General features: G+C 54.1%; 11 protein-coding genes. 2 read left to right on the plus strand and 9 right to left on the minus strand.

The genetic code is table 11. From position 1 onward, the window contains the following. Positions 1-3: 3 nt before the first annotated feature. From baeS to LF929_RS05740, 6 genes are all read right to left on the minus strand, one after another. Positions 4-1,362: a two-component system sensor histidine kinase BaeS gene (gene baeS / locus LF929_RS05715; RefSeq protein WP_226092762.1), complete on the minus strand. Its 1,359-nt coding sequence runs from the start codon at positions 1,360-1,362 to the stop codon at positions 4-6. A gap of 8 nt (positions 1,363-1,370) precedes the next feature. Then, a complete protein-coding gene (locus LF929_RS05720) occupies positions 1,371-2,774 on the minus strand; it encodes an MFS transporter (protein ID WP_210174096.1) in 1,404 nt (467 codons plus the stop codon). Between the two features lie 95 nt (positions 2,775-2,869). Next, positions 2,870-5,959 carry a multidrug efflux RND transporter permease subunit MdtC gene (gene mdtC / locus LF929_RS05725; protein WP_226092702.1) on the minus strand — a complete coding sequence of 1,030 codons (3,090 nt, stop codon included), beginning with the start codon at positions 5,957-5,959 and terminating at the stop codon, positions 2,870-2,872. Continuing rightward, entirely contained in the window at positions 5,956-9,096 is a 3,141-nt protein-coding gene (locus LF929_RS05730; protein WP_210174098.1) for an MdtB/MuxB family multidrug efflux RND transporter permease subunit, read from the minus strand. Before LF929_RS05730 ends, mdtC begins: the two co-directional genes overlap by 4 nt. After that, complete coding sequence (locus LF929_RS05735; RefSeq protein WP_038905191.1) at positions 9,096-10,361, minus strand: MdtA/MuxA family multidrug efflux RND transporter periplasmic adaptor subunit; 1,266 nt, start codon at positions 10,359-10,361, stop codon at positions 9,096-9,098. Before LF929_RS05735 ends, LF929_RS05730 begins: the two co-directional genes overlap by 1 nt. Positions 10,362-10,573: 212 nt before the next feature. Further along, entirely contained in the window at positions 10,574-11,755 is a 1,182-nt protein-coding gene (locus LF929_RS05740) for a NupC/NupG family nucleoside CNT transporter (RefSeq protein WP_012885645.1), read from the minus strand. A gap of 255 nt (positions 11,756-12,010) precedes the next feature. On the opposite strand from LF929_RS05740, the gene LF929_RS05745 reads away from it, so the two are divergent. After that, positions 12,011-12,973, plus strand: coding sequence for an aldo/keto reductase (locus LF929_RS05745; protein ID WP_226092703.1), 963 nt, complete (start codon positions 12,011-12,013; stop codon positions 12,971-12,973). A gap of 856 nt (positions 12,974-13,829) precedes the next feature. Here the strand turns inward: LF929_RS05745 and ompA are convergent. Further along, positions 13,830-14,894, minus strand: coding sequence for a porin OmpA (gene ompA, locus LF929_RS05750; protein ID WP_038908681.1), 1,065 nt, complete (start codon positions 14,892-14,894; stop codon positions 13,830-13,832). Positions 14,895-15,257: 363 nt separating this feature from the next. Beyond that, positions 15,258-15,752 (minus strand): SOS-induced cell division inhibitor SulA, encoded by a 495-nt coding sequence (sulA, locus tag LF929_RS05755; protein ID WP_012885642.1) that lies wholly within the window; start codon positions 15,750-15,752, stop codon positions 15,258-15,260. 219 nt (positions 15,753-15,971) lie between these two features. Between sulA and LF929_RS05760 the strand changes: the two genes are divergently transcribed. After that, on the plus strand, positions 15,972-16,601 hold the full coding sequence (locus LF929_RS05760) for a TfoX/Sxy family DNA transformation protein (protein WP_038908680.1): 630 nt from the start codon (positions 15,972-15,974) through the stop codon (positions 16,599-16,601). On the opposite strand, the gene yccS is transcribed toward LF929_RS05760, so the two are convergent. Further along, positions 16,598-18,820 (minus strand): YccS family putative transporter, encoded by a 2,223-nt coding sequence (yccS, locus tag LF929_RS05765; RefSeq protein WP_210174101.1) that lies wholly within the window; start codon positions 18,818-18,820, stop codon positions 16,598-16,600. The two genes, LF929_RS05760 and yccS, sit on opposite strands and share 4 nt — an antisense overlap. Between the last annotated feature and the right edge of the window lie 8 nt (positions 18,821-18,828).

Raw genomic sequence — 18,828 nt, forward strand, 5'->3', positions numbered from 1 at the left:
GTATCAGGATAGGTGCAATGGAAGCTCGACAGTGATTTGTACGCCGCCGAGCGCTGAATGTTCAGCATACAGGCGTCCATCGTGCGCCTCAACGATATTGGCGCAAATGGCCAACCCCAGCCCGGAGCCACCGCTGGCACGGTTGCGTGAACTTTCCGCACGGTAGAAACGCTCGAAGATCAGCGCCAGTTGTTCGTCGCTGATGCCGGGGGCGCTGTCGCGCCAGTGAATAATCAGCCGCTGCGGACGGAGTTCGGTGTCGACTTCCAGTTGCCCGCCATCGTCCGTGTAACGCAGGCTATTTTCCATCAGGTTGTTGAACAACTGGTTCAGGCGGTCCGGATCGCCAAACACCACCGCTTCGGGATGAAAGTGAGTAGTCAGTTGAATACCTTTGTGTTGAAAACGCTCTCTGAACGCCGCTACCGACACTTGCAGCAGCATGCTGACGTTAATGGCCGATTTACGGTAAGCCAGTGCGCCCAGGTCGGATAACGACAATTGATGAAGATCGTCGACCAGCTTGGTCAGCAGTGCAACTTCCGTCTGCAATGAGCCAAACGCCGCGGTATCGGGCCGCCGAACACCATCCTGTAAGGCTTCCAGTTCGCCACGCAACACCGCCAGTGGTGTGCGTAATTCATGGGAAATATCGGCCATAAACGCCCGGCGTGACTGCTCGTTTTTCTCCAGCGCCGAGGCCAACTGGTTAAAATCTTGCGCCAGCCTGTCCAGCTCGTCGCGCCCGCTGGCGGTAACCCGGGTACTGAAATCGCCGGCGGCCAGTTTATGAATGCCACTGACCAGCCGTTTGACCGGCGACAGCAATCCGCGGGACATCATCCAGGTCACCATGGCTGCCAACAGCGTGGTAAACGCGACGATCAGCCAACTGGTGCGTTGTTGCTGGCGATCGAAATTGATGTCGGCACTACGGGTCAGCCCTTCTACCGGGGCGGCGACCAGCCAGCCAACGATACGCTTTTTCGCCATCAACGGTTGCCAGGTGCTGCCCGCAGGCATCGGGATCGGTGGGCCTATCAGGCGACGACGGTTCTCATCCGTGACCCAAAATCGGGTACGCCAGGCCTGCATGGCCTCGTCGCTATTCTGCTCCATCGCGCGCAGCATCGGGAAAATACCGCGTTCATTGTTGTGCAAAAAATCCCAATTGCCGTACTGCTGGTACTGATCTTCCAGCCAGCCACGAATCTGCACCACCCGTTGTTCATTACCTCGGCGGATGTAGTCGATAAACCCTTTCTCAAAACTGAGTCGGACACCGAAGTGCATGATGATCAGCACCAGCATACAGGTGGAAAAAATGGCCAGAAACAGTCTGGCGGTAATGCCGAATCTCATCATTCACCTCATGAGGGGCGCGTCAGCGTCGCCTGCTGAACAGTATCGGGCGGCACCCGGTTGAAAATCAGCGCCGGGAATGCCATCACCGCCACCATGCACAGATAGGTATAGAGGAAGACGGTATGGGTTTGCGGCGTACCACTCACCAGGTGCTGATTGGCGAAAATGCCGAGCAGCAGACCGGCGATAGTCACCCCCATACTGGTGGAGAGCTGCATCGACATCGACAGCAGGCTGTTGCCGCCGCTGGCCAGGTCATCCGGCAGGTCTTTGAGCGTCAGGGTGTTCATGGTGGAAAAGCGAATGCCGTTGACCATGCCAACCAACAGCAGCACTACCGGCGTCATCCAGTGCCAGTTCATCAGTGCGACCAGCGCGAACAGCAACGTAGCCAGCGCCAGCATCAGTGTCGAGGCGATCAGTACCACACGGTAGCCGAACCGGTTAACTATCAGCACCACGATCCGTTTCATGCCCATGTTGCCCAGTACCAGCGGGATCATCATCATCCCGGCGTGAAACGGTGTATAGCCCAGACCAATTTGTAAAAATACCGGCGTCATAAACGGCAACATGCCGCTGCCGATGCGCGCCAGCCAGCCGCCGAAGAGGCCGATGCTAAAGCTGCGGGTATCAAATAAACGCAGATTGAACAGCGATTGCTCGTTGTCTTTGGCGTGCCACCAGTACCCCAGTAGCGCCAGAACGCCGGTCAGCACCAGCGCGCTCAACGCTAAGGCGGATAACCCCAGGCTTTTTTGGCCGTCTAGCGCCAGTGTCAGGGTGCCCATTGCGATCACCAGACAAACAAAGCCGAGCAGGTCAAAGCGGCGCGGTGGCATGGTGAAATTAGGCATCAGCCACCAGGTGGCGAAGGCACCCACCAGACCTACCGGAATGTTGATCAGGAAAATCCAGTGCCAGCTGGCGTACTGGACGAGGAAACCGCCGAGTGTTGGCCCCATCAGCGGGCCTATCTGCCCCGGCAGGGTAACGAAGGTCATCGCCGCCATGTATTGATCGCGTGGCACCAGCTTCATCACCGTCAGGCGTCCAATCGGCACCATCATGGCACCGCCGATACCCTGAATCACGCGGGAAAACAGTAACTCGTTGAGGGTGGTGGAGCGGGCGCAAAGCAGTGAGCCGAGGCTAAACAACATAATGGCGGAGAAGAAAATATTGCGAACGCCAATCCGGTCTGCCAGCCAACCGCTGGCAGGCAGCAGCATCGCGACGGTCAAAACATAGGCGACGATCACCGCATGCATCCGTAGCGGGCTTTCATTCAGGCTGACCGCCATAGAAGGCAAGGCTGTGTTGACGATGGTGGTATCCAGCGCTTGCATAAAAAAGCCGAAGGCTACAATCCACAATTGCCAGCGAACGGAAGCGGGCTGATGGGTCATGCGTGGTATTACTCCCGGAAATATCCTGTCCCTTGCAGGCGCCGGGGCGAACCCCGGCGACGATTACAGATACGGCAATGGCGACTGACGCGGCATCATGCCGACGGTTCAGTATGCGTAGCGGCGTCAGTGCGTTCACGACGTCGCCAGCGCAGGCTGTCAAAGAACAAGTACACAACTGGCGTGGTGTACAGTGTCAGTAACTGGCTCATCACCAGCCCACCAACGATAGTGATACCCAGCGGCTGACGCAGCTCTGAGCCGTCACCGCTACTGAGCACCAACGGTAATGCGCCGAACAACGCCGCCATGGTGGTCATCATGATCGGGCGGAAACGCAACATGCAGGCGCGGAAAATCGCTTCGCGTGCCGAGAGTTTCCCTTCTCGTTGCGCGACCAACGCAAAGTCCACCATCATGATGGCGTTTTTCTTCACGATGCCTATCAACAGCAGAATGCCAATAAGTGCAATCAGACTGAACGGCTTATTGAACAATTCCAGCGCCAGTAACGCGCCAACCCCGGCGGAGGGTAGGGTAGAGAGAATGGTCAGCGGGTGGACGACATTCTCATACAGCATCCCCAACACGATGTAGACCGTCACAATCGCCGCAATAATCAGCACAACCTGCGAATGCTGCGACTGCTGGAACGCCAGTGCGGTACCGGCGAACTGACCTCGAATAGTGGGCGGTACACCCAGTGAGGTCATGGTGCGTTCAATCGCGGTGGTTGCCTCTGACAAGCTGGCCCCTTCCGGCAGGTTGAACGAGATGGTCGCCGCAGCCGATAACCCCTGATGGTTAACCGCCAGCGGTGCGTTAGCCGGTTGCCAGTGAGTAAAGAACGACAACGGTATCGGCTTGCCGTCGTTGTTGATGATGAACATTTTCTCCAGCGAGGCAGGATCCTGGGTATAGGCCGGGTCAACCTCCATGACGACTTTATACTGGTTCATCGGCTGGTAAATGGTGGAGATCTGGCGCTGCCCAAAGGCGTCGTTCAGTAGCGTGTTGGCGCTGGAAACATTGATACCCAGCCTTGCCATGGCATCACGATCATAGACCAGCCTCAGTTCAGCCCCTTTGTCCTGCTGGTCAGAACTGACATCCGCCAGTTGTGGCAACTTGCTCAGCGCATCGCGAATTTTTGGCTCCCAACTCCTCAGCACCGAGAGGTCGTCCGATAACAGCGAGAACTGATAGCCCGCATTCGCTTCACGGCCACCGATACGCACGTCCTGCACCGCCATCAGATACAGGTTGGCACCGGGCTCTTTCGCCAGTTTTGCGCGTAGCCGGGTGATGACCTGTTGCGCGTTGACGTCACGCTGGGCGAGCGGTTTCAGGCTGATGAACATCGAGCCGCTGTTGGTCCGCATCCCGCCAGTAAAACCGGTGACGTTATCCACCGCCGGGTCGGCACGCACGATGGTCATGAAATCCTGTAATTTGCGTTTCATCGCCTGGAAGGAGATGCTCTGGTCGGCCTGAATGAACCCCATCAGCCGCCCGGTATCCTGCTCCGGGAAGAAGGTTTTGGGGATGGTGATATAAAGCCAGACGCTCAGGCCAATCGTCCCCAGCAACACCATCATGACCCAACGAGAGTGGTTCAGCACCCAGCGTAAACTGCGACCATAACCTTGCTGCAAGCCGAGTAGCAGGCGGTTGAAACCACGCGCACGCGGCTGGCTGCGTGCGGTGTGGGGGCGCAGCAATCGGGCGCACATCATCGGCGTTAAGGTGATGGAGACCAGCAATGAAATCAGTATCGCTACCGACAGCGACACCGAGAACTCGCGGAACAGACGCCCGGGCAGGCCATCCATGAACAGCAGCGGTATAAATACCGCGATCAGCGATAAACTCATCGAGACGACGGTAAAGCCGACTTCCCGTACCCCTTGCAGCGCGGCCTGCAACGGTTTCATGCCGGCCTCAACATGGCGAGAAATGTTTTCCAGCACCACGATGGCGTCATCCACCACAAAACCGGTAGCCACGGTCAAGGCCATCAGCGACAGGTTGTTCAGGCTAAAGCCGCACAGGTACATAGCAGAGAACGTGCCAATCAACGACACCGGTACCGCGATGGCCGGGATAAGCGTGGCGCGACCAGAGCGCAGGAACAGGAACACCACCAGAATCACCAGCGATACCGCGATAGTCAGCGATCGCTCCACGTCACGCAGTGAGGCACGAATGGTGGGCGAGCGGTCCTGTGCGATATTCAGGTTGATTGAGGCGGGCAACATGGCTTGCAATTCGGGCATGGCGGCGCGAATTGCATCAACGGTGGAGATGATGTTGGCATCCGGCGCGCGGCGAATTAACACCAACACCGCCGGTTTGGCGTTGGTCATCCCTGCGTTGAGGACGTTCTGCACCGAGTCTTTTACCGTCGCCACATCGCTCAGACGCACTGGCGCGCCATTGTTGTAGTGGATGATAAGCGAACGGTAAACGTTGGCCGTTTTCAGTTCGTCATTGGTCTGAATCTGGTAGTGAGTGCTGCCACTGTCCACACTACCAAGCGGCTGGCGCACGTTGGCCTGGGCGATAGACTGGCGAACGGTATCCAGCGACACGCCCTGATTGAACAGTGCTTGTGGGTTGAGTGCGACCCGGACTGCCGGTAACGAGCTACCACCGATGGTGACATCGCCAACCCCATCAATTTGTGAAACGCGCTGGGCCACCTGGGTCGAGGCGTAGTCGTACAACTGGCCCGGACCGTAGGTATCCGACGTCAGCGTGATGATCATGATCGGCGCGTCAGACGGGTTGACCTTCCGGTAATAGGGGCGGCTTGGCATATTGCTCGGCAGCAAGCTCTGGGCGGCGTTGATCGCCGCCTGTACGTCACGGGCCGCGCCGTTAATGTCTCTATCCAACGCAAACTGCAGGATGATGCGGGTGTTACCCAGCGAACTCATCGAGGTCATTTCATTGACACCGGCAATACGGCCCAGTGAGCGCTCTAACGGCGTCGCGACCGACGACGCCATGGTTTCCGGTGATGCGCCGGGCATGGTGGCGGTGACCGAAATCACCGGGTAGTCCACCTGTGGCAACGGCGACACCGGCAGCAACTGATAGCCGAGCAGCCCGCACAGCGCTATCGCCAGCGCCAGCAATGTGGTGGCGACTGGCCGATGGATAAACAGCGCGAAGAACTTCACTGTGCTTCCCCTTCCTGCGGCTGGCGGCGGCGCAGGCGATGTGCCAGACGATCAAACAGCAGGTAGATAACGGGTGTCGTAAACAGCGTCAGCACCTGGCTCATCACCAGGCCACCCACCATACAAATCCCCAGCGGTCGGCGTAGTTCCGCACCGACGCCGGTACTGAACATCAGCGGAATGGCGCTGAGTAGCGCTGCCATGGTGGTCATCAGAATGGGGCGAAAACGTAGCAGACAGGCCTGATAAATCGCCTGATACGGCGTCATCCCTTGTTCACGTTCGGCAGCCAGCGCAAAGTCGATCATCATGATGGCGTTCTTCTTCACGATACCGATCAGCAAAATGATACCGATGATGGCGATGATGTTCAGATCGCTGCCTGCGGCCATGAGTGCCAGTAACGCGCCAACGCCCGCGGTCGGTAGCGTAGACAGGATAGTGACCGGGTGGATAAAACTTTCATACAGCACACCCAATACGATATACATCGCCACCACCGCTGCCACCACTAACCAGATAGTGCTGGTTAGCGCTGACTGGAATGCCAGCGTACTGCCCTGGAAGCGGGTGATGATATCGCTGGGTAACTGCATGCTTTGCTGCGTTTGCTGAATGACTTTTACCGCATCACCCAACGCGTAGCCCGGCGCGACGTTAAAGGAAATGGTCGTCGAGGGGAACTGATCGATATGGTTGATGGATAACGGCCCCTTGCGCTCCTCCACGGTCGCAATACTGCTGAGCGGTACCACGCCGCCGCTGGTGTTGATAAGCCGGATATCATCCAACGACCCCAGCCCGTTGTTGTGGTCCTGATGCTGCTCGAGCACCACGCGATACTGGTTGGATTGCGTATAGATAGTGGAGATCAGGCGCTGGCCAAATGCGTTGTACAGGGCGCTGTCCACCTGGGACATGGTGATGCCGAGGCGGCTGGCGCTATCCCGGTTAACCTTCACGTAGGCGACAGCGCCGCCATCCTGCCAGTCACTGCTCACATCCTGCAATTGCGGCAATTTCTGTAGCTCGGCGATCAGTTTTGGCACCCAGGTGCTGAGTTCATCCAGCGACATGGTTTGCAGGGTGAACTGATATTGGGTACGGCTGACTTGTGTATCGATGGTCAGGTCCTGTACCGGCTGCAGATAGAGCTGGACGCCCGGCAGCGCCGATGTGCGTTGCTGTAGCCGTGTAATCACCGCCTGGATACGGTCACTGCGTTCATCCAGCGGTTTGAGGTTGATCTGTAACCTGCCACTGTTAAGCGATGCGTTAGTGCCATCCACGCCGATAAACGAGGTCACGCTTTCCACCGCCGGATCCTGCATGATAAGCGTGGTAGCCTGCTGCTGCTTGTCCACCATACCGGAGAAGGAGATAGTCTGTGACGCCTGCACCGTACCTTGAATAATGCCGTTATCCTGTATCGGGAAAAAGCCTTTGGGGATGACGATATACAGCAAGACCGTGAGCACCAGCGTACTCAGCGCGACGCCAAGGGTAATCCACGGATGACTCAAGACACGTGTTAATCCACGACCATACCAGGCGATCACGGTGTCAAAAAAGCGCTCGCTGGCACGGGTAAAGCGGTTTTGTTGGCTCAATGAGTGGTGGCTTAACAAACGGGCGCACATCATTGGCGTGAGCGTCAACGACACCACGGCAGAGATAAGGATCGACACCGCCAGTGTCACCGCAAACTCACGGAACAGACGACCGATGATATCCCCCATGAACAGCAAGGGGATCAAGACGGCAATCAGCGAGAACGTTAGCGAGATGATGGTAAAGCCGATTTCGCCCGCGCCTTTCAACGCGGCCTGTAGCGGTTTTTCGCCTTGCTCGATATAACGGGCGATGTTCTCGATAACAACGATGGCATCGTCAACCACGAAACCGGTGGCGATGGTGAGCGCCATCAGCGTCAGGTTGTTGACAGAAAAACCGAGAAAATACATGGCGGCAAACGTACCCACCAGCGATAGCGGTACGGCGATGCTGGGAATCAGCGTCGCGACGGCGTTGCGCAGGAACAGGTAAATCACCATCACCACCAGCGCGATAGCCAGAATCAGTTCGAACTGCACATCATCGACCGAGGCTCGGATAGTGGTCGTGCGGTCAGTAAGCAGGGCGACATCCACCGATTTTGGCAGGCTGGCTTTCAGCGACGGCAGCAGACTGCGGATATGGTCAGCGGTGGCTATCACGTTCGCGCCTGGCTGACGCTGAATGTTAAGCACAATAGCCTGATGTTGATTAGCCCAGGCGGCCAGACGGGTATTTTCCGCTGCCTGTTCCACCGTGGCGACATCCTGCAACCGTACCGGTGCATTATTTTTCCAGGAGATGATCAACTGACGATAGTCGTCGAGTGAACGCATCTGATCATTGGCGGAGAGCGTGACCGAACGCGCCGGGCCGTCAAAACTGCCTTTCGGGGTGTTGACGTTGGCGGCGGTAATGGCCGTACGCACGCTTTCGCTGCTCAGGCCATAGGAGGCAAGCGCCCCAGGATTGAGCTTAATGCGCACCGATGGCCGCTGACCACCCGCTAGTGTCACCAGCCCGACGCCTTCCACCTGCGAGATTTTCTGCGCGATGCGCGTTTCAATCATGTCCTGCACCTGCGTCAGTGGCAGGGCAGTGGAGGTTACCGCCAGTGTCATAATCGGCGGGTCCGCCGGGTTCACCTTACTGTAGGTGGGGGGGAAAGGCAGATCGGTGGGCAGCAGGTTGGTGGCGGCGTTAATCGCTGCCTGCACATCCTGTTCTGCCACATCCAGCGATAACGATAACTGGAACTGCAATGTGATCACTGATGAGCCACCGGAGCTTTGGCTCGACATCTGCTTGAGGCCGGACATGCTGCCGAACTGATGCTCCAGCGGTGCGGTGACGGCTGAGGTCATCACATCCGGGCTGGCACCAGGGTAAAGCGTCACGACCTGAATCGTCGGGTAGTCCACTTCCGGTAACGCGGAAACCGGCAACGCTCGATAGCCCACAATCCCGGCCAGCAGAATCGCGATCATCAACAGGGTGGTGGCTATCGGCCGGAGAATAAACAGGCGCGACGGCCCACCACCTGTATTTAGCGTGGCATCCTGTAACGGCGTCGTTTCCTGCATCAGGATTTCTCCGCTTTATGCTGAGATTTGTCATGCTGGGGCTTCTCGGTACCGGCGGTAGATTTGCTGTCTGCGGCAGCGGGGGCCAGCACTTCAACGCGAGCGCCTTCGGTCAGGCGGTCGATCCCGTCGGTCACCACTCGCTCGCCCGCATTCAGCCCGTTGGAAACCACAGTTTGCTGGCCGTATTGAATCCCCGTGGTGATGATGTGCTTGCTCACCTGATCTTTATCGTTCAATACCCAGATAAAGTGCCCTTCGTTACCCATCTGAATCGCGGCTGAAGGGGCGATCACCACATTTTGCAGCGTATCGACTTTCATCTTGATGTTGACGAACTGATTGGGGAACAGCGCATCATCGGTGTTATCGAAGCGGGCTTTCAGTTTGATAGTGCCGGTGGTGGCGTCTATCTGGTTATCCATACTCAGCAGCCGCCCCTGAGAGAGAATGCGCTGACTGCCCCGATCCCAGGCTTCCACCGGTACCGGTTGGCCGGATTTCTGTGCTTTCAGTACGGTGGCGATATCACTTTCCGGTACGGTGAATATCACATCGATCGGGTGGGTTTGCGTTAATACCAACAGGTTGTCAGTACTGGTCACGTAGTTACCGATATCAATCTGACGCAAGCCGACGCGGCCGCTGAACGGCGCGGTGATACGGCTGTAATCCAATTGCAATTGTGCGCTGGCGACAGCGCCCTGATCGGATTTCACCGTCGCTTCATATTGGCGCACCAGCGATTCCTGCGTATCCAGTTGCTGGCCGGACACCAAATTGGTTTTGGATAACTGCTGGTAACGGACTAAATCCTGGCGGGCATTGACCAGCAATGCCTGATCTTTGGCCAACTGCCCTTGTGCTTGTATCAGTGCTACCTGAAACGGGCGCGGGTCTATCTCTGCCAGTAACTCGCCTTCCTTAACTTGCTGCCCTTCCTGAAAGTGGATAGCCATCAACTGGCCGCTGACGCGGCTGTGGACCGTGACGGTATTGGCGGCGGTAACCGTCCCCAGACCAGAGAGGTAATAGGGCACCGAAGAGGATGAGGAGAGTGCAGCCTGCACCGGCGGTGGCGCGGTAGAGCCGCGCCGTCCACTGCCGCTACGATTTTGTCCTTGTCCCTGAGGTGATGCATGCTGTGCGGTTGTTGCCTCGTTGGCAGAATCTGATTGTGAGGGGCGGAAATAACGCCAGGCGAAAAACGCCGCGGCAATGACAACAAGCAGTACCAAGAAACGAAATAAGCGTGCGGCGTTCATAGTTATGGACGGAACCTCCAATCAGCACAGGCTAAGATAAGCCCATGAAACACTGAATATAATAATACTAGTGTAAACAGCTAACGGAGGACAAAAATGGAGGAAATATGGAACATATGTCAGGGTTTGTAGAAAAAGAATCCCCGGCGTCATTTAACGCCGGGGAATGGTGCTGAGTATGTCAGCACGGTGTCACTATCAGGACAAATGCGTTACAGCACCAGTCCGGCGATAGCGGCAGACAGCAGGCTGACCAGAGTAGAACCATAAACCAGTTTCAAACCGAAGCGGGAAACCGTGTTGCCTTGTGCTTCATTCAGGCCTTTGATAGCCCCTGCAACGATACCAATCGATGAGAAGTTGGCAAACGACACCAGGAAGACAGACAGAATACCTACGCTGCGTGGTGACAATTGACCGGCTACTTTTTGCAATTCCATCATGGCGACGAATTCGTTGGATACCAGTTTGGTGGCCATGATACTGCCTACCTGCAGCGCTTCGGCTTTCGGAATACCCATCACCCAGGCTAACGGATAGAACACATAACCCAGAATTTCCTGGAAGCTAAGGCCAAACACCGCGCTGAACAGTGCGTTGATACCGGCGATCAGTGCGATGAAACCAATCAGCATCGCGGCGACGATAACCGCCACCTTGAAACCGGCCAGAATGTATTCACCCAGCATTTCAAAAAAGCTCTGGCCTTCATGCAGATTGCTCAGGTGCAGTTCTTTTTCTTCACTGGTGTCGTAGGGGTTGATGAGCGACAACACGATAAAGGTGCTGAACATGTTGAGCACCAGTGCCGCGACCACGTATTTTGCGTCCAACATCGACATGTAGGCACCGACGATGGACATGGATACCGTCGACATCGCAGTTGCTGCCATGGTGTACATACGTTTTTCAGACATCTGCCCCAGAATGTCTTTGTAAGCGATGAAGTTTTCAGACTGACCAAGAATCAGTGAGCTGACCGCGTTGAACGACTCCAGTTTGCCCATGCCATTAACTTTGGACAGAACGGTACCGATCAGTCGGATAATGAACGGCAGAACTCGGATGTGCTGCAAAATACCGATCAGTGCGGAGATAAACACGATCGGGCACAGCACTTTGAGGAAGAACACAAAGCTGTTGTTACCGATATTGCCAAAGACGAAGGTGGTACCTTCACCTGCGAAGCCGAGCAGTTTGTCAAACAAGCTCGCAAACCCTTTCACAAAACCTAACCCTGCACTGGAGTAGAGGAAAAAATAGGCGAGTAGAATTTCAATGACTAAAAGTTGAACAATATACCTGACGCGAATGCTTTTGCGATCGCGGCACACCAGCAGTGACAGGCCGGCGACAACGATCAGGGCCAGGATAAATTGCAGAATGTTGGACATGTTTGCTCCAAATTATGATAGGGGCCGATTTTTGGTCGTCATTTTATGTAACGATTGCGCCTAAAATGCGACGTAAGACGCAAAACTGGAATTATATCGCGGAAAATAACCTAAACTAAAGCGTGGGTCTCATAGCATTCGCTTCTGTCTGGGAGATATCTCAATATTTCATCATGCCAGACCGAAAAATGCTGTGATGAAAGTTCCCTGCCAGCATGTTGATTGTAGGGAAAATGTAAGCACAAGGAGATGACAATGCCTGCGTCTGATGCGTTACGTGAGTTGGGACAATCGGGAATTCGGGTGCCACTACTGACCTTTGGCGGCAACGTATTTGGCTGGACTATTGATGAGCCAACCTCATTTCGGGTACTGGATGCCTTGCTCGATCAGGGACTCTACTTTATTGATACCGCTGATGTGTATTCCGTCTGGGCTCCCGGTAATAAAGGCGGTGAATCGGAAAGCATAATCGGTAACTGGCTGAAACTGCGTGGAAACCGCGATCGTGTCATTATTGCCACTAAAGTCGGCAAGAATATGGGCGGTGATCGGCACGGATTATCGGCGGCTTATATCCGCCGGGCGGTGGAAGATTCACTGCGACGCCTGCAAACAGACTACATCGACCTCTATCAGTCGCATGAGGATGATAAGCACACCCCGCTGGAGGAAACCTTGTCAGCTTTCGATGCGTTGATTCGCGAGGGCAAGGTGCGTGCTATCGGTGCTTCCAACTATGACGGTGAGCGTCTGGCACAAGCGCTGCAAGTGAGCAGAGATAACCATTTGGCGCGTTATGAAACGCTGCAACCGGAATACAACCTGTATGATCGTCAGCACTATGAAACCACCCTTGAACCGGTAGTAAAGGCGAATGGATTAGGGGTGATTGGTTATTACTCGCTGGCGAGCGGCTTTTTGTCGGGCAAATACCGCTCGGAAAGCGATGCGGTAAAAAGTGCCCGCGGCCAGGGCGTGATTGAACATTATCTCAACCCGCGCGGTCTGGCGATTCTGAACGCATTGGATCAGATTGCCGAGGCTCATCACACCACACCTGCTCAGGTTGCGCTGGCGTGGTTGATAGCGCGTCCTGGTGTGACGTCACCGATAGTGAGTGCGACGTCGGTAGAGCAGGTTGCGGAACTGGCCAGTGCCACCCGACTGGCGCTCACGCCCCATGAGATTGAACAACTCAATAGCGCCAGTGCCTGAAGCCGGATATCCTGAAGCCGGATATGGCTTGATGTGCACTAGCCGCATAGCCATGGGCGATCTGGTCGCAAGCCAGAGCGCCACCATCGTGCTTGTGAACCATATTATTTATCGTAAGGTTAGCGTTGTTTTTAGTCTGCTTACCGGGGTTATGTCACTTCTTGTTTATATTTCTCTCAGTGTTGAAAGAACGCTAATGAAAATCGACTGATGGCTTAGCTTGCAGTGAATGCAATTTTCCTGTGAGCTGATGAGGAATGTAAATATATTACTGCTGTTATTTCCGTTTGTATTTTAATTGAGCATGACCTGCTATTTTTCCATGATATTTATCATCACAGTGATATGAGTGATGAGACCAGTCTGAACAATCCACCTACGTTTTTCACCCTCAGATGGCAAGAGCCAGCAGGGCTCTGCTAGCTATTCCCCTGGCGGCGGTGCTTGTCGTATGTGGTGCGACATCAGTTTATTTATCATTGATGGCATTCTCTGTCGTGCTATTGGCCGCCATCGAATCAGTACACCGACATAACGATAATCTGATTGGTATGATCGGAGAAATTTCGCATAGCTAGTGCAAGGGCTTATGAGGTGGGAGTAATTATATCCAGCAAGGCATTATATTTATGACGGTACGTGTACTCATGAAAACACGTGCACCTATAAAAATAGGTCTACCCAAAATCATCTGGGGGAAGTCATCAGCGGGAATGAAAGATACTGTATTATGCTAATAAAAAAACAGCCTCGCGTAAGCAGAGGCTGTTTTTTTGGCAGGGAAGAGCGGTAACGCAAATCTATAGAATCATCTATAGGGCCACCGCTTTTTCCGCTAACGCATGCTCAGTGGCAATTAAGCCTGAGGCTGAGTCACTACGTCTTTGATGCCTTTAACTTCGATCTCTACGCGACGATCCGGAGCCAGGCAATCGATCAGTGCTGCACGTGCTTTCACGTTAGCACAGGTAGAACCGGTAACCGGGTTGGCTTTACCCATACCACGAGCGGAGATCTTGTTAGACGGGATGCCTTTGTGAACCAGGTAATCAACAACAGTCTGTGCGCGTTTAGCAGACAGAGTCTGGTTGTACTGGTCGGAACCCAGACGGTCGGTGAAGCCCAGAACCACTACGGAACCGTCTTTCGGATCCAGAGTGCTCAGCTGAGTGTACAGCTGGTCCAGAGAACGCTGGCCTTCCGGTTTCAGAGTCGCTTTGTTGAAGTTGAACAGAACGTCAGACTTCAGGGTGAAGCGTTTGGTCTGAACAACCGGAGCCGGAGCCGGGGTCGGAGCCGGTGCAGGAGCAATAACCGGAGCCGGAGCAGCAGTTTCCTGACCGAAACGGTAAGAAACACCCACGCTCAGCAGACCATTGTCAGGACGACCACCAACGGTAGAAGCGTCACCGATGTTGTTCACCCACTGGTAATCCAGACGGGTTGCCCAGTTTTTGGTGATGGCGTATTCAACACCCACAGCAGCCAGCGGAGAAACGCCAGTGTCGTTATCGTTACGACCTGAGTTGTCATGGCTGTCAGCACGCCATACAAAGCCACCCAGACGAGTGTAGACATCCAGATCGTCAACGATCGGGTAGCTCAGTTTAGCAGCCAGTTGGATACCCTGAGCTTTGAAACTACCCTGGTTGCCACCGTTATATTTCATACGGCCCAGCCAGTCATAGCCCATTTCAAAACCCAGATACTGGTTAGCCTGATAGCCACCGAATGCACCTGCACCCAGTTGGCTCTGCGCAGCGTTGGTTACGTCGAAACCATTGCCAGTCAGGTTGGTATCGTGGTACTGGGACCAGCCCAGTTTACCACCTGCGTACCAGGTGTTATCGTTCGGTGCGGCTTGTGCTACGGTAGCAAAGCCAGCCAGTGCCACTGCAATCGCGATAGCTGTTTTTTTCATTTTACGCCTCATTATCATCCAAATCGGCAATCAACTCTGTAAGCTAATTAGCCTTTGGTTAAAATCCTTTCTCGGAGATATTGCCCTTGGTCTAATTACGTGCTGTCAGTGAACTGACATTATGGAAGGGCAACTCCAGCGAGCTAAAGTCTACAACGTGGTGAGAAAGTTACAAGTATGATGTGGCAGACACCATGAAAAAATCAGTCGTTCATACATAATTACTAACAAATAATGGACGATTTTGTCAGATTACCTTGATGTCTTTTAATATTAGTACTTCGCAATAACACGCTCGGCGCTGTGTTTCCGCGGATTACGGATAACTGGCGACATCCCTGTAAGAAAAATCCTAATATTCATTCAATGATACAATCTTGAGTGAATTTTTAGTGTGGAAAAGGGTCTTGTGATTGTTTCTCCCTCTGGACGCATGATAAATCCATAGGTATTTCCGTGCTGTGCCGCTCTTTGCAACCGCATTTTTTGTTCATTATTCAGTTCGTCTGGCAGCCAGCACAGAACGACGCTGTAATTACCCGTCATTAACGCCTTCTCCATCGCATCAACAGTCGATACCGGATTGAGGCGATGAAGCTCGATCATCTTTTCCAGTGGTAATCCTGTCTGTTGTAGCCACAGGCGGCTAAGTTTTTGCTGTGGGGAAAGCCAAAGTAGCCAGCGTGATTGCGTACCCAATTGCTGCAATAACGGTAGCAGTAATGGCGTCAGCATGGGATGGTCGTCACCATAGACGATTTCGCTGATGAAGCCGCTGGAAGCGGTTTGAGGCATCGCGTTATGACCCAAGCGTGACGTATTGCAGACATGACGAGAACGGATGGTTTGAGTACGCATAGTTTCTTTACCTCACAGCTATACTGTATGGGTGTACAGTATCTTTTGTGTGGGCAAAGATCAACCGGAATTTCTGAAAGCGCTTCGCATAATCGTCATGTTATTGCCGGTATGACATGTTTTGTATTTGAAGACCGGGTTTTGCTGTGTTTAATTAATTGTTCCCGTTACGGATGTCTTTGGTAAACAGGGAAAAACATTCAATACAAGGAATAAGTAATGAAAAAGCTATGTGAAAAAAGGATTTTACAGGCGAAAACCGTGTTTTCCTCATTGGGAACTATTTTCTCTCGCTCACAGTTCGGCGGCTACAGCATTGCAGCGGATGGGGTGATTTTCGCGTTGGTATCCGGCGGAGAACTCTATTTGCGGGCGGCTCGTCATAACGAAGCGTTTTTTCTCGAAGAGCAAGCGCCAAAACTCATCTATACCAAACGTGGTTTGCCGGTACCGCTCAATTATTATTTGGTTGCGGAGTCGCTCTGGCAAGATGAGTCGGCGCTGCTGGAGCTGGCGCGATTATCGTTGCAGGGCGCACGTCAGGATAAAGCAGCCAGAAAGCGTTGTATCAGGTTAAAAGACCTGCCAAATATCAATCATGACCTGGAGCGGTTACTCTGGAAGGTCGGCATTAGAAATATCGATGAGCTACACCGACTTGGTGCAAAAACCAGCTACCTTAAACTGCGCACCATCAGTCAGAATCTGAGTGTGAATGTACTGCTGGCATTGGCCGGTGCGATTTGTGGTGTGCACCAGGCTGCGCTGCCGCAAGGCATACGCAGCGAATTGCTTGAATGGTTCGAGAAGGCCAGTCCTCGTACGTTGCGACCGCCCAGACTGAATTAGTGGGCAGAGGTCTGTTGTCGATTCCGATGCATCGGTTCCTGTGGTCGATTTTCTTCAGCAATCATCTGGTTTTTCAGTTGCGTCAGTTCCGGCAGCAGGCCGATTATCAGGTTAATCTGTTGTAATACCAGCTGTTCCTGGCTGTCCTGCTCCGGCGACAGACTCTGGATGCGGTGTTTCAGTGCTTCCAGTTCTTTATCCAACGTAGTCTGGTCACGATTGTCCTTCTGCTCACGACTGTCCTGATGAAGTGCATCATCGACGTAACAAACGGCGTCGTTCAGCAATTGCAAAGTTTCAGTCGACTGAATATGTTCCCGATGCGCGCCCAGCGTGGAGATATATCCCAGCAATGTATGGTTGAGGCACATCAGCCGGAAGGCGCTTTCCAGCGAGCCCGGCCGGGCATGCGGCTCAGCCGACATATTGGACACCACCGAGGCCAGTTCCGCGTCACTATTGTGAGCGTCACGTCGGGCGATTCGGTAAGGCAGTCCGTTATCTTTGCCCTGATGGTATTGCACCATAATGGCATCGAGATAGCGGCAGTTCATATCCATCGCTTTATTGATCACCGCAGGCAGGCCGCGGAACCGCCAGTCTGGCCAGATAAAACTGACCGCTGCCCAGGCAATACCACAGCCCAGCAACGTGTCGACGACTCTGGGGATAGCGACTTCCAGGCCTTCCCCCAGTAGATTGAAACACATCAGCACCAACAAGGTGATAAACAGTGTGGCCTGAGCGTATTGCACTGTACGAAACGCGAAGAACAGCACCCCACTGATAACAATCAGCGCCAGTTGTCCTTCCAGTGACGGCACGATGTACAGCAGCGGCACCCCAATCAGCACCCCGCCCAGCGTTCCGAGGATACGCAACGCCAGACGTCGGCGAGTGGCATTATAGTTAGGCTGGCAGACAAACAGACTGGTCAGCAGGATCCAGTAACCGTGGTGCAAACCGGTAAACTGAATAATCGCATAGCCGACACACAGCACCAGCGACATACGCACCGCATGACGAAACAGTGACGATTGTGGCGTGAGATGGCGGCTGATGCGCAAGCGGATATCGCTCCAGCCAGTAATTTTATCATCCGATAGCCGACTTTCTGCCGACAGGCGATGATTGTGGTGTTCAAGCGTTTGTTCGGACTGAATATTGATGAGCTGGGCGTCAATCGCTTGCAGGTTATTGAGGAGATAGCGTAGCGCTTTGATGTATAAGGTTTCCACCCCCTGAGCAGCCAGCCTGTCGATAGCGGCGTAGAGGTGGGAAAAGGCCCGCTCGATTCGATGATCGTGCTGGTATTTCTGCTGCAATAAAATGGACTGTGATACCTGCTGGCAGGCGCGGGATAACATAAACAGCAGGCGCTGAAACCGGAAAGGCACATCGCTGTAGCGCAGCATATGCCGCAGTTGTTCATACTGGATGTGCACTGAGCTGGCCCGCTCATGAATGTCTTGCGCGACAAAATAGTAATGCAGTGTGCGTCGGGTGCCGCGTTGACCGCGATCGCCGCGCAGCCGGGTGAGTAACGACGCTTTGGCGCGATTGAGCGTATCAACCAACTGGCCATTAGCCATGGCAACATCAATCAGCGGCTGGTCACTGTCATCAAGGTCGGGGTCAAACAGATTGGATTTGATTTCCAGATAGTGAGCCAACTGCTGGTAGCATTGGGCCAGGTTGTCCTGCAACGGGCGAATGGGAAACAGCAGATGACCGAGCAGCGTCAGCAGGTTATACCACAGTGCCCCCAGCAACAGTAAAAACGGCTGCTGATACCAGTCGCTGTACAGTGATATACCCAGCATGGTGTAGATGGCGATCAGCAGTGCGCCAAAGGCAATAGTGGCATAGCGCTGCCCTAACGACCCTAGCAGGATAAAGCTCCAGGTTGAGCCAGCCAGTCCAATGGCGAATAACCAGGGATGTGGATAGAGCAGTTCTATCGATACGGAAGCGACCAGAAAACAGGCGAGTGTAATGATCAGATTGAACAGACGGCCGGACAAACGGTCATCAAGGTCAGTCAATGCCGCGGCCACCACGCCCAGTGTCAGCGGGATGGTACTGGTCGATACCCCAAGCCACCATGGCACAATCGCCACACCGCTGAGTGCTATCAGAATCCGTAGGTTATACAGCCAACTACTGTTATAGATAACCCGCCGCAGATTGGTTGTGACGTTCTGTTGCACGATGATCATCCACCCTG

It is taken from the genome of Dickeya oryzae (assembly GCF_020406815.2).
GTDB classification, from domain to species: Bacteria; Pseudomonadota; Gammaproteobacteria; order Enterobacterales; family Enterobacteriaceae; genus Dickeya; species Dickeya oryzae.